The 14,022-nt window shown below is 45.0% G+C and carries 7 protein-coding genes; 3 read left to right on the forward strand and 4 right to left on the reverse strand.

Going from position 1 to position 14,022, the window contains the following annotated elements:
* Positions 1 to 129 precede the first annotated feature (129 nt).
* From rpoB to ACLWMH_RS02140, 3 genes are all read left to right on the forward strand, one after another.
* Positions 130 to 3,951, forward strand: coding sequence for a DNA-directed RNA polymerase subunit beta (gene rpoB / locus ACLWMH_RS02130; RefSeq protein WP_411915107.1), 3,822 nt, complete (start codon positions 130 to 132; stop codon positions 3,949 to 3,951).
* A gap of 39 nt (positions 3,952 to 3,990) precedes the next feature.
* Positions 3,991 to 8,370 carry a DNA-directed RNA polymerase subunit beta' gene (gene rpoC, locus ACLWMH_RS02135; protein ID WP_411915108.1) on the forward strand — a complete coding sequence of 1,460 codons (4,380 nt, stop codon included), beginning with the start codon at positions 3,991 to 3,993 and terminating at the stop codon, positions 8,368 to 8,370.
* Between the two features lie 123 nt (positions 8,371 to 8,493).
* Positions 8,494 to 9,618, forward strand: coding sequence for a 4-phosphoerythronate dehydrogenase (locus tag ACLWMH_RS02140; RefSeq protein ID WP_411915109.1), 1,125 nt, complete (start codon positions 8,494 to 8,496; stop codon positions 9,616 to 9,618).
* Positions 9,619 to 9,863: 245 nt separating this feature from the next.
* Here the strand turns inward: ACLWMH_RS02140 and ACLWMH_RS02145 are convergent, their stop codons facing one another.
* From ACLWMH_RS02145 to ACLWMH_RS02160, 4 genes are all read right to left on the reverse strand, one after another.
* Positions 9,864 to 10,988, reverse strand: coding sequence for a TlpA family protein disulfide reductase (locus ACLWMH_RS02145; RefSeq protein ID WP_411915110.1), 1,125 nt, complete (start codon positions 10,986 to 10,988; stop codon positions 9,864 to 9,866).
* Positions 10,989 to 11,368: 380 nt separating this feature from the next.
* Complete coding sequence (locus ACLWMH_RS02150) at positions 11,369 to 12,142, reverse strand: methyltransferase domain-containing protein (RefSeq protein ID WP_411915111.1); 774 nt, start codon at positions 12,140 to 12,142, stop codon at positions 11,369 to 11,371.
* Positions 12,139 to 12,843: a pimeloyl-ACP methyl esterase BioG family protein gene (locus ACLWMH_RS02155; protein ID WP_411915112.1), complete on the reverse strand. Its 705-nt coding sequence runs from the start codon at positions 12,841 to 12,843 to the stop codon at positions 12,139 to 12,141. Before ACLWMH_RS02155 ends, ACLWMH_RS02150 begins: the two co-directional genes overlap by 4 nt.
* Positions 12,840 to 14,015, reverse strand: a complete 1,176-nt coding sequence (locus tag ACLWMH_RS02160) for an aminotransferase class I/II-fold pyridoxal phosphate-dependent enzyme (RefSeq protein ID WP_411915113.1) — start codon at positions 14,013 to 14,015, stop codon at positions 12,840 to 12,842. The genes ACLWMH_RS02155 and ACLWMH_RS02160 overlap by 4 nt, the downstream gene beginning before the upstream one ends.
* Positions 14,016 to 14,022 lie beyond the last annotated feature (7 nt).

Genomic DNA, 14,022 nt, shown 5'->3' on the forward strand with positions numbered 1-14,022 from the left:
CGATCGAGAACTCTACCCCAAGATGTGGTAGGGTTCTTGATCTTTGCTGCTATGTAGGCAGCCCATTTTGACTAACAGAATTGCATTACGGTTATACGTCTTTTGCTCGCCTTTTATACGAAATAGACAATGAAAAGAATCCCGGATACTAACAGAATAAGCTTTTCGAAAATACAAAACCCGCTCGAATACCCCGACTTCTTGGAAGTACAATTGAAGTCATTTAAGGAGTTTTTTCAGCTTGAAACTCCACCAGAGCAGCGTAAAAAGGAGGGATTGTTTAAGGTTTTCAACGAAAACTTTCCCATCAAAGACACTCGCAATAACTTCGTCCTTGAGTTCGTTGACTATTCAATCGATCCTCCAAAGTTTTCTATTGACGAATGTATTGCACGCGGACTTACTTACAGCGTGCCCTTAAGGGCAAAAGTAAAGCTTTATTGTACTGATCCGGAGCATACAGATTTTGCTACTGTAGGTAAGGATGTATTCCTTGGGAATATTCCTTACATGACTGAGAGTGGCACATTCGTAATCAATGGTGCAGAACGTGTGGTTGTTTCCCAATTTCACCGTTCCCCCGGAGTCTTCTTTAGTACTTCGCTACATACTTCCGGTATAAAGCTCTATTCTGCACGTATTATCCCATTTAGAGGTTCTTGGATAGAGTTTTCTACAGACCCCGGAGATGTATTGTATGCTTATCTAGATAGAAAGAAGAAAATCCCTGTTACGATGCTCTTAAGAGCTATGGGCTATGCAACTGACAAAGAGATTTTGACTCTCTTTGATATTGCAGAGGAGGTAAAGGTATCGAAGAGTGAGCTGAAGCGTTTCTATGGTCGTGCACTAGCTGAGCGCGTGTACAGAACCTATACGGAGGATATCCAGACAGATGCGACTACCGGTGAAGTTACTCAGATGCCGCGTAGCGAAATTGTATTTGAGCGAGGTACAGAGCTTAGCGAAGAAGTAGCTGCTAAGCTAATTGAATTGGGCTACAATACCATACTTCTCAAGAAGCAGTTTCAAGAAGGAGAAAAGTCTGTGGCTAGCGATATTATTTTCGCAACGCTGGAAAATGATAATGCTATTAATGATATAGATGCTTGGAACTATATATTCCACTTGCAGCGGGGTATCCAGCCGGCAGATGATAATACGGCCAAAGAGGCTTTTAATAACCTGTTCTTCTCTGAGAAGCGTTATGATCTTGGGGAGGTGGGGCGCTATCGTATCAATAAAAAACTGAATCTTTCGATTGATCCTGCACAGCGTGTCTTGACTCAAGAGGACGTTGTGGGTATTATCAAGTACATTATTGAGCTGGTTGCTTCACGCACTAATATTGATGACATTGACCACTTGTCCAATCGTCGTATTCGTACGGTGGGAGAGCAGCTCTATACACAGTTTGGTATTGCTCTTTCACGTATGGCTCGTACTGTGCGTGAGCGTATGAATGTTCGCGATGGCGAGGTGTTTACTCCTGAAGCTTTGATGAATTCAAAGACTATTCCCGGAGTAATGAATAGTTTCTTTGGGACCGATCAGCTGTCTCAATTTATGGATCAAACAAACCCACTGGCTGAAGTTACGCACAAGCGCCGTATCTCCGCTTTGGGTAAGGGCGGACTAACACGTGATCGTGCCGGTTTTGAGGTCCGTGACGTCCACTACACACACTACGGTCGTCTCTGCCCAATTGAGACTCCTGAAGGACCTAATATCGGTTTGATTTCCTCGCTTTGCGTCTATGCAAAGGTGAGTGATATGGGATTCATTGAAACACCTTACCGAGCTGTGAAGAATGGTAGGGTAGACTTCTCTGACAAGGGACTGAGATACTACTCAGCAGAGGAAGAGGAAGATAAGTATGTGGCACAGGGTAATGCCCCATTAAATGAGAAGGGTGAGTTTATTTTGGATAGGGTAAAGTCTCGTTATGGAGCTGACTTCCCTGTTATTGCACCTTCTCAGGTTGACCTGATGGACGTTTCTCCCTCTCAAATTGCCTCCATTGCTGCTTCTCTCATTCCTTTCTTAGAGCATGACGATGCTAACCGTGCTTTGATGGGTTCAAACATGATGCGTCAGGCAGTGCCTTTACTTCGCCCTGAAGCGCCTATTGTGGGGACAGGTATTGAAGCTAAACTCGTACGTGACTCACGCACTCAAATAGTGGCAGAGGGTGATGGAGAGGTTATCTATGCCGATGCCGAAACAATCAAGGTGCGTTACGATAAAACAGAGAAAGAACTCTTCGTTAGTTTCGATCCTCCCATAAAGGTCTATAAGCTGCCGAAGTTCCGTAAAACGAACCAGAGTACTACGATTGACCTGAAACCTATATGTAAAGAGGGGCAACGTGTTTCAAAGGGACAAATACTGACAGAAGGATACGCAACTCAGAAGGGTGAGCTTGCTCTCGGACGTAATATATTGGCAGCTTACATGCCTTGGAAAGGGTATAACTACGAGGATGCTATTGTGCTTAATGAGCGCATGGTTCGTGAAGATATCTTTACCTCAGTTCATGTTGATGAATACGAACTTGAAGTAAGAGAGACAAAGCGCGGCATGGAAGAGCTTACAGGTGATATACCAAACGTTAGCGAAGAAGCTACTAAGGAATTAGGAGCTGATGGTATCATTCGTATAGGTGCCCATGTAGTGCCCGGAGATATCTTGGTGGGTAAGATCACACCGAAGGGTGAAACCGATCCAACTCCGGAAGAAAAGTTACTCCGTGCCATTTTTGGTGAAAAAGCCGGTGATGTAAAGGATGCATCTCTGAAGGCTTCACCTTCATTGCGAGGTGTGGTTATTGACACAAAGCTATTCTCTCGTGCTGATGTGGGGATGAGTCGTAAAGAGCAGAAAGCTCTCACTCAGCGCTTTGAGGATGAGCTGGAAGCAAAGAAAAAGGAAATAGATGCGATCTTCTTAGAAAAACTCCTAAAGCTTGTCAATAAGAAATCTACAAATCGCATAGTTAACTATATCGGAGAGGAATTGGTTAAGAAGGGTACTCCATTAAGTGAGAAGGCTCTTGAGCACGTGGTCTTCACCGAAGTGGCTAACTCAGATTGGACAGATGATCCGGAGACTAACGAAATGGTGGGTATGCTACTGGCTAATTACTTGCGTAAGGTAAAGGAAACAGAAGCAGACTATCGACGTCGTCAGTTGGATGAGGTTATAGGTGATGAGTTGCCTACCGGCACCATGAAAAAGGCTAAGGTATACATTGCAAAGAAGCGCAAGATCCAAGTCGGTGATAAGATGGCCGGTCGCCATGGGAATAAGGGTATTGTTTCTAAGATAGTACGTCAAGAAGATATGCCCTTCCTGGAAGACGGTACTCCTGTAGATATTTGTTTAAATCCGTTAGGTGTGCCTTCGCGAATGAATTTGGGTCAGCTCTTTGAAGCTATCTTGGCTTGGAGTGGTCGCAAGCAAGGTGTCAAGTATGCTACACACATCTTTGATGGAGCATCTTTGGAGGATATTCAGAATGAAACAAGAAAAGCCGGTTTGCCAATGAATGGACGTACTCAGTTGTACGATGGAGGTACTGGAGAGCCATTCGACCAACCTGCTACAGTTGGAGTTACTTACTTCTTGAAGTTAGGGCATATGGTGGATGATAAGATGCATGCCCGTTCCATAGGGCCTTATTCACTTATCACACAGCAGCCACTGGGAGGTAAGGCCCAGTTTGGAGGTCAGCGTTTCGGAGAAATGGAGGTCTGGGCTTTGGAAGCTTTTGGAGCAGCACATATTCTTCAGGAGATGCTGACTGTAAAGAGTGATGATATGAGTGGTAGAAGTAAAGTGTACGAGGCAATAGTCAAGGGAACACCTATGCCTGAGCCTGGTATTCCTGAATCACTTAATGTGCTATTCAATGAGTTGAAGGGGCTTGGTTTAAGCCTTACATTAGAGTAATACGTAGAAAGAGTACGAGCTGACTAAAACAGTATATATATGGCCTTCAGAAAGGATAATAAGATAAAGAGTAATTTCTCCTCTATACGAGTTTCTTTGGCATCTCCCGAAGAGATTAAGGAGAACTCCCATGGAGAGGTTCTCCGTCATGAGACGGTAAGCTACCGTACTTACAAGCCCGAGCGAGATGGCTTGTACTGCGAGCGTATATTCGGACCGGTCAAGGACTATGAGTGTCATTGTGGTAAATACAAGGGCAACAAGTATAAAGGAATTACATGTGACCGTTGTGGGGTTGAGGTAACACAGAAAATGGTTCGTCGTGAACGTATGGGGCACATTCAGTTGAATGTACCTGTTGTTCATGTATGGTATTCACGCTCTAATCCCAACAAAATAGGTCACTTACTGGGATTAAGCAGCAAGGTGCTGAATAGTATTATCTACTATCAAGCCTATGTAGTGCTGCAACCGGGTATTCTTCAGTGTCCGGATGATATGGATCCTACTAGTGATGAAGCTAAGGCGGCCGGTTATGTAACCCATTATCAGGTAATCTCCAATCCGGAGTATGATATGATTTTGGATAAGCTCTATTGTGAGCAACCGGATAATCTAAAATTGGATAATAGCGATCCTAATAAGTTCATTGCTAAGAGCGGTGGTGAAGCTCTTCTTGAGATGCTTCGCAATTTGGATTTGGATGCTCTATCCGATGAATTACGTCACAAAGCGCAGACAGAGACTTCGCAGCAGCGAAAGCAAGAGGCCTTAAAGCGCCTGCCTACAGTGGAAGCTTTCCGTGCGTCCAAGGATATTAATAAGCCTGAATGGATGGTTATGCAGGTCATTCCTGTGATACCACCAGATCTAAGGCCTTTAATGCCCCTTGATGGTGGACGCTTTGCTTCCAGTGATCTAAATGAACTTTATATAAAGGTTATTACACGTAATAATCGCTTGGCTCGCTTCTTTGAGCAGGAGAGTCCTGACGTAATTGTACGTCAAGAAAAGCGTATGCTGCAGGAGGCTGTTGATGCGCTTTTTGATAACTCAAATAAAAGTAGTGCTATTACCAGTGACAATGGGCGACCCTTTAAGAGTCTTTCAGACAGTATTAAGGGTAAGCAAGGTCGCTTCCGTCAGAATCTTTTAGGTAAGCGTGTAGACTACTCTGCGCGTTCCGTTATCGTTGTTGGTCCGGAACTGAAGATGAATGAGTGTGGTTTGCCTAAGGATATGGCTGCTGAGCTATACAAGCCCTTTATCATGCGCAAGCTTATAGAGCGTGGTATAGTAAAGACCGAGAAGAGTGCAAAGCGTATTGTGGATCGGCGAGATCCCGTTATTTGGGAAATTGTCGAGAATGTAATCAAGGGACACCCGGTAATGTTGAACCGAGCTCCTACGCTGCACCGATTAGGTATACAGGCTTACCAACCTAAGCTGATCGAGGGTAAAGCTATTCAGCTTTCTCCTTTGAGTTGTACAGCTTTTAATGCCGACTTCGATGGGGACCAAATGGCTGTGCACTTGCCTCTGAGTAATGAGGCCATTGCAGAGGCACAACTATTGATGCTTGCTTCGCACAACATACTTAATCCGGCGAGTGGCGAGCCTATTACAGTTCCTTCTCAGGATATGGTCTTGGGACTTTACTACATTACCAAGCTACGCACCGGTTCTAAGGGTGAAGGCCTTACGTTCTATGGGGCTGAAGAGGCTTTCATAGCCTACGATTGTGGAAAGTTGGATCTACACTCACCTATTAAAGTGTATGTAGATACCGTAAACGAAGACAACGAGCATGTAAAGGAGATGGTTGAGACATCTGTGGGACGACTGATGTTCAACCAACGTGTGCCCAGTGATGTGGGCTACATTAATCAGCTCATCAGTAAGTCATCACTAAAGAAGATCATCAAGCAGGTATTAAAGGTCTGTGGGGTTGCTCGTACTGCCCAGTTCCTTGATGATGTAAAGAGCTTAGGATATCAGATGGCATTTAAGGGTGGTCTATCCTTCAACATCGAAGATGTGATTGTGCCTTTTGATAAAAAAGATATCATTGCAGAAGCCCAAGGTGAAGCCGATGAAATTATCATGGCTAATCAGATGGGGCAGATCAATGCTGAAAAGCGGTATAATGAGCTTGTCGATCTTTGGACTAAGACCACCGATAAGCTTACTAATCGCGTAATGGAAGAGTTCAAGAATGACGATCAAGGGTTCAATAGTATCTACATGATGCTTGACTCCGGAGCGCGTGGTAGTACGAACCAGATCCGTCAGCTTGCCGGTATGCGTGGCCTTATGGCAAAGCCCCAGAAGAGTGGTGGGGGAGGAGGCTCTGTAATTGAGAACCCGATCATCTCAAACTTCTTGGAAGGACTTAGCGTGTTGGAGTACTTTATTTCCACACACGGTGCCCGTAAGGGTCTGACCGATACGGCTCTTAAGACGGCAGATGCAGGGTATTTGACTCGCCGTTTGGTAGATGTATCTCAGGACTCTATTATCACTGAAGAGGATTGCGGTACGCTTAGAGGTCTGGAAGCAACTGAAATCGTAGATAGTAACGATAATGTACTGGCTTCGCTTTATAAGCGCATCATTGGCCGTGTGGCTTTAAATGATGTCATTCACCCTGTCACCGGCAAAGTGATCGTAAAGGCAGGCGAGGAAATACGGGAGCAGCAAGCAGAAGAGATAGAGAATTCACCGATCAAATCGGTTGAGATACGCTCGGTACTCACCTGTGATGCTAAGCGAGGTCTCTGTGCGAAGTGCTACGGACGTAATTTAGCTACCAACCGATTAGTAGAGAAGGGTGAAGTAGTTGGTGTTATCGCTGCCCAATCAATTGGTGAACCGGGTACACAGCTTACACTTCGTACTTTCCACGCTGGGGGTGTCGCTGATAGTGAAAAGATTAATAAGAGTATAAAATCCAGACTATCCGGAGAACTTGAGTTTACTTACCTTTCTACTGTAAATCCGCCAAAGAGCAGTGGGGAGCAAAAAGGCAAGATCGTGACAAGCCGTACAGCAGAAATGCGTATTGTGGATCCGGAAACTCGTACCTTGCTAAAGCAGTACGATATTCCTTACGGTTCTCATCTCTATTTCGCAGCAGGGGATATGGTGAAGCCCGGAGATATACTGGTAGATTGGGACCCCTTCAATACAGTGCTGATTGCTGATACAAGTGGTACGGTGGTGTATGAAAACCTCAAAGAAGGCACTACCTATAAGGTGGATATAGATGCTGCCAGTGGTTATAAGGATTGCTACATTATTGAAGGTAAGGACAAGAAAGTCATTCCAACCCTCAAGATTGTAGACGCATCCGGTGAAGTATTAAGAAGCTACTCATTACCGGTCAACTGCCGTCTCTCCATACTGCCTGAGAGTAAGGATATGAAGATTGAAGAGGGTGAAGAGCTCTACAAGATTCCTCGTACCTTCAGCTCAGCAGGAGACATTACCGGTGGTTTACCTCGTGTACAACAGTTAGTAGAAGCGCGTGACCCCTCTAATCCTGCCGTATTGTCAGAAGTTGATGGAGAAGTTACATTTGGCAAGATTACACGTAACCAACAAATACTTACCGTGACCACAAAGTTGGGTGAGGTTCGTAAGTACTCTATCCCTATTAAGAGTCACATCTTGGTACAGGATAAGGATATGGTACGTGCCGGTACTCCTCTCACTGAAGGAGCAATTAAGCCCAGTGATATATTGAGTATTATGGGCCCGACTGCACTTCAGGAGTATATTGTCAATGAAATACAGTCTGTGTATCGTAAGCAGAATGTTGAGATCAACGACAAGCACTTCGAGGTGATTGTGCGTCAGATGATGCGTAAAGCCATGATTTTGGATCCAGGAGATACCACATTCTTAGATGGTGATATCGTAGATAAAATGGATATCCAGGAAGCAAATGATGAGCTTTGGGGTAAGCAAGTAATCCTTGATGCAGGCGATTCCGAAAAATATCGTGCCGGACGTATTCTCACGGCTCCTGAAGTACGTGATGAAAATAGCTCTCTGAGCCGTCGCGACCTTCAGACAATGACTGTGCGCGATACGATACCGGCTACCAGCCGTCAGGTACTCCAAGGAATTACTCGTGCTGCACTTCGTTCAAAGGGCTTCATGAGCGCAGCCTCTTTCCAGGAAACTACTAAGGTACTGACTGATGCTGCAATCAATGGTAGAACTGACTACCTACTTGGCTTGAAGGAAAATGTAATTTGTGGGCATCTGATCCCTGCCGGAACGGGTCTTGCCGATTGGCGCAATATGATCATCATGCCTCGCGAAGAACATGAGCGTATAGAAGCTGAGAAGGCGGCTACCGGCCACGATATGGAGTATGCACAAGAAACCGAGAATGAGGCTAAAGCAGAGTAATGTAGCTTAGCAGCATTCCCTATGCTGAAACAATAATTTTAGAGATACTCTCCTAATGTGGGGAGTGTCTCTTTTTACTTATAGCCTCTCTATTTTTAGGCTATTCTCTAAAGGTCTGATGATATGATACGTCTTATTGTAGATAAAGCTATTCCCTATGTGGAAAATATTTTACCCCATTACTTCGAGGTCCTATTTCTTTCTGCAAAAGAGATAACGCATGCTCGAATAGTCCAATACGGAGCTGAAGGGCTCATAATTCGCACTGTCACTCGTTGTGATGAGTCGCTTTTAAGCGGAACTAATATTAGGTTTATTTCCACAGCAACGGCAGGAACTGATCATATTGATAAAGCGTACTGCCATAGACAGGGAATTGCGCTTTCCAATGCAGCAGGGTGCAACGCTCCCGCTGTGGCACAGTGGCTCTTTGCCGCTCTTGCAAAGCGAGCTATTCGCTTGGAGCGCCCACTGCAAGAGGAAACACTGGGTATAGTAGGAGTCGGTCACGTGGGGACTTCCGTTGCAAAGGAAGCTGCTCTATTAGGTATGAAAACGCTTTTATGTGATCCTCCTTTAGCGCTCCGTGTTTTTGATAAGCCTTTCCAATCGCTCAAGGATTTGACTGAAGATTGTTCAATACTGACATTTCATGTCCCTCTAATTAAGGATGGTGATTATCCTACCTATCATCTAATGGGGGATGCTTTGCTTCGTTGGGTTGGTCCTAATACAGCCCTTGTGAATGCCTCGCGGGGAGCAGTTGCGGATACAAGTGCTTTACTCACTGCCTGTGAGCAAAAACAGGTTGGAGATCTTTTGATCGATTGTTGGGAAGGCGAGCCTCTGATCAGTAGAGCACTGCTGGATAAAGTTGTAGTGGCTACGCCTCATATAGCCGGCTATTCGGCTGAGAGCAAGGCCAGGAGCAGCAAATCTGTAGTAACGGCCACAGCACACTTCTTTGGTATTGAAATAGCGCAAGACGAATTGGATCAGATTACCCCTCCACCTTTGGAGAATAATATCATTGATGCAAGCAATTTTGGTGACCTTACTATAGAGAAGACACTTTTGCATACGGTCTCATTGGATGCAATAGAGCAATCTTTCCGTGCTAATCCGGAGCAATTTGAGTCGCTTCGAACTTCCTATTCGTTTCATAGGGAGCCGAGTTGTTGGCAGGTGAAGCATGTAGCCCCTCGCTTTGCGGCTACTTTGGTTTCGCTTGGTTTTGAGGTATTATAGTATTATTAGGAAACTGAAATAGGGGTCCAAGTCTATTCTTCCTTGGGGCGGCCTAATATGTAAAAAGTGCACTACTCTCGAAAGGGTAGTGCACTTTTATTTGAATGATTACTTAGCTTCTTAGACAGAAACCTATGTTGGGTATTGTGGAAATGGATATTGGTTTGCGCAGAGATGGGTATGCTTCCCCTTTATCCGATTTCTTTCTGCCTTAAGTGTGCTGTATAGTCATTTTCGAAAGCGTATTACTTGTATAAAGGAGCTATAGCTTCTTCAATAGCTTGACCGCGGAGGTCGCGCGCAACGATCTTTCCGTCCGGTGCAAAAAGAATGATCTGAGGGATACCATTGATGCCATATGCATCGGTAGCATCGTTCTTACGGCTGCTCTTATTAGGAACAAAGATTTGAGGATAGGAAATACCTAAATCTTTTACTGCTTTTAGATGATCTTCCTTTTGCTGTTCCCATACGCCTACACCTAACACGGCAAGTCCCTTGTTACGATAGGTGTCGTAAATCTTTATGATGTTGGGTATTTCGCCACGGCAAGGACCACACCACGAAGCCCAGAAGTCAACAAGTACATATTGACCCTTACCTACATAATCACTCAACTTCACTGCATTTCCTTCTGCGTCTTCACCTTCAAAGTCTACAAACATGCTTCCGGCCTGTGTGGCAGCAGCCTGCTCTAATACTTTTTTGGTTTCTAAATACATCGGGAGCTTTTCAAGACCGGGGAGTGACTCGTCGGTGATGCTCTTAAGGCTTGTTGCATCATCAGAGAAGCTCTGAGCTACGGAGAATCCGATCCATGCTACAGGATGGTCTTTGTGTGCCATGATAAAGTCTTTCCCTGCCGTAAAGAGTTCTTTCTCAATAGCTTTAGCGTCCTCTTCTGAAGCACCTTCCTGATCCATTATCGCATGATAGCGGTTGATGCCATCTTGTAGTTTGGTAACTATAGCATTGATGTCATCATTGAGGGGAGTTCCCGAGGGGGTATTGTTTTCAATATCGAATTTTACAGTATCGACTTCCGGTACGAAATAGATCCTGGCAACGTTCTTTATGGTAAATGTATAGAGTGCATCAGGATTAGCTGCGATCTTTTGGTTGAGTCCTGCTTCAAGCACTTCGTCCGTGAGGAGAAGGGTATCTACGAGAGCTAAAGAGTCCTCTGCTTCCAGTAGATTGTGGATGTAAAGAACACGATCACTTTCATTTTCAATGGCCTTAATCGCTCCTTTTACATTTTCTGAGAAAGTAGCTGTGAGGATTGTCGAATTCTGTTCCTTTTTACAAGAGGAAACAAGGGCCACCATAGCAATAGCTACGAGTAGCGGGTAGAAGATTCTCTTTTTCATTTTAATTATCTATAAGTTTTTTGTTCCTTATCTATATTTTGAGGTGCCGATACTTTATAAGCGTATCCCCCCTATTCTTCTTGTGCAAAGGTAGATAAATTGGAGGAATTATTTCTTTTATCCTGCTCTAATAGGCTTAAAAGGCTTTAACCGCGCTACCCCATTTGTGGGCATCTTCATTTATGGCAAATACACTTTGTGGAAGTATAAACTCAAATACTATGAGGAATAGAATGAAGAGAGGTATTCCTGTAAGAGGGCAAAAGATCAGATCTTTTCCTGAAAAAGTATAGATAAATGGATGAAAAGATTAGAATGTTTCACTCGAAAGAATAGAACATTTTGTGAATCCGCATCACATCTCTGAATAGAGCCATCTTTTACTTTGTGGCGTACAGGTATAGCGGTGTGTAGGAAAGCAGCACTGCAGATCCATCCGCTGAGGAAAAGTGGCGACGATAGGATCGGTCTAATTCGCTGAGTGCACTCCTCGTATTAAGTCGGGGAGTCTCATTACTCCAATGGGGTAATTGAGTAGTGCCTGTTTTCTTTAGGTGCATGAGTACCTCTTTAGGAGAGGGAAAGGAGAGTGTAATAGGTTCACTTTCGATGAATTGTATGTGTAAATGCGCTGCCTTAGCGAAGTGCTCCAGATCTTCTTTTGAAAAGTAGGGAAGTGAATTGCCTGTCAGAGCCGCCAGTTCTGCTAAATTGCCCTTTTCAAAGGTACCAATGAGCAAATGACCATTGGGCTGAAGTCTTGCGGTTAGCTGCTCCAAGAGCGCAAAAGGCTCTGCTATCCACTGCAAGGCAGCCGAGGAGGCAATGAGCTGTGGATGACCTATTTGCCCACCTTTGGAGGCTGTCACTACATCACCTTGTAGGAATGTAACTTCGCCGGATAGTGCAGGTACTGTACGCAGCATATTGTCGGAGAGGTCGTTGAGGAGCCAATGTTTTACTTTGCAGCGACTATCTATCTGTTTAGTGAGTAGACCGGTACCCGTACCAAACTCAAAAGCTGTATCAATTTCTAATCCCTCCGGTAGCAGTGAAGCTAAACGGATAGCCATTTGCCGTTGTACAATGGCATTCGCTTCGTATTCTTCTGCTGCTTTGGAGAAGGCTTTATTGATTCGTTCCTCTGCCGTCATAAAGTTTGTTTTCTCCCCTCGTCCAGCAGTTGCTGCCAGGAGTAGTATTTGTCAAATATATAATGATCAGCATCGGCCAGCACGTTTGTAGGCGTACTGCACGCTTGCCATACGGAAAGTAGGTTTTGAGCCGGGAAGATGCGATCCTTACTGGGGATTACTGCATGAGTCCAGTGTAAGGCGAGCGAGTCGCATAGCGGATGGTGTGTCTGCTCGTAGCGGAGTACGGTGTCCAATTCAGTGCGTATTTCTTCCAAATCTCGTTGTTCTAAGGCTGCAAAAAGGCTACTGAGGCGTTTGCCCCCGGCCATACGACGGAAAAAACGCTGTCTATTGTCGGGGGTTAGTTCAGAAAGTGTTTTTTCAAACCAGAGCTTTGGAATGCCCCATTCATCGTGATAAGGAAAGGGAGTGCCGGCAAGTGCAATCGCTTCATTGGGTTGGAGTAGTACACCTTCAGCTACGGCTCTTTCAGCACCCCATACACCCATAGACCAAGCTATATAGATAATCTTGCTGTAGCGAGTGAGGTCTATAGGAAGAGTGAGGGAGGGCGTGCGATAGTCCTCCATGTGCAGAATATGTGTATTTTCGGGAAAAGCCAAGTGGGCTACTGCATTGCTGTTCATTGCCCAGCCTGTAAAGAATACAATGAGCTGTGATGCCTCCTGTAAAGTAGGGTTGAGTAGTACGGCTTTCATTTGCTCAAGTAGTCTACAAGTGGCGATAGCTGTTCATAAGTGATAGCAGAAGCAAGTGAGAGGCGCAGTCGCTCTGTCCCTTTTGCCACAGTGGGGTAGCGGATAGCGCGGACCGAGTAGCCCCTCTCCATAAGCGCATAAGCTGCTTGTAGAGCACGCTCATTACTTCCCAGTGTGATAGGGATGATTTGGCTTGATCCTAAACCTTCATAGCCGGCTTTTCCTAAGGCATTGCGCAGCCTTTGTGCCGTTTCCCAAAGAGTCTGCCGACGATCTTTCATGAATGGTAATTGATGGAAAATAAATCTATTCCACGCCATTACAGCTTCCGGCAGCATAGTTGAGAAGATGAGCGAGCGAGCACTATTTGTAAGATAGTCAATAACCACTTTGTCTGCGGCTATATAGGCTCCCATCCCTAAAACAGCTTTTCCAAAAGTGCCTATCAGAAAGTCAATTTCGGTTGAAGTGTCTGTTTCCTCGCTTATCCCGTAGCCATTCTCTCCATATACTCCGATTGCATGCGCCTCATCAACGTATAGGAGAATGCGCTCATCCATTCCTTTTAATGCTACCAATTCTTTTAGGGGGGCTCTGTCCCCATCCATACTATAAACGCTCTCTACTACGATGATTACGTACTTGGTTTGTGGGGAAGCAAATGCTTTCTTTATCAGGTCGGCAAGATGTGAGAGATCATTATGACGGAATCGAGAAAAACTGCACCGTCCCATCGTAAGCCCATCAATCATGCTGGCATGGGCCATGCGATCTACCATAAAGTGAACGCCCTCGATCTGTCCTAAAGCTGCAATAATGCCACAATTTGCATGGTACCCACTATTAAAGAGGCGTGCAGCTTGTTTGTGGTGTGCAGAGGCTATCTCTTTTTCAAACTCGTTGAGTAAAGCGTAATTACCGGTGAGAAGACGGGCAGAGCCACTTCCATGGGGGGTAGCATATTCGGGATAGGATGAGAGGAAGGAAGCAGCTATTTCTTTGTCATCGTAGAGCGATAAATAATCGTTAGTTGATAGGTTGAGGAGCTGTCTATTCCCTTGGCTTATCCATAAGCTACTGGTGGAGGCGCTTTCTAATGAACGGAGAGAGTCGGTAGCTTCCAAGCTATGTAGCACGCTCTGCAAACGCTGATTAAATAGAGACTCTTTCATGAGAGTA

Source organism: Porphyromonas miyakawae (genome assembly GCF_045865415.1).
GTDB classification, from domain to species: domain Bacteria; phylum Bacteroidota; class Bacteroidia; order Bacteroidales; family Porphyromonadaceae; genus Porphyromonas; species Porphyromonas miyakawae.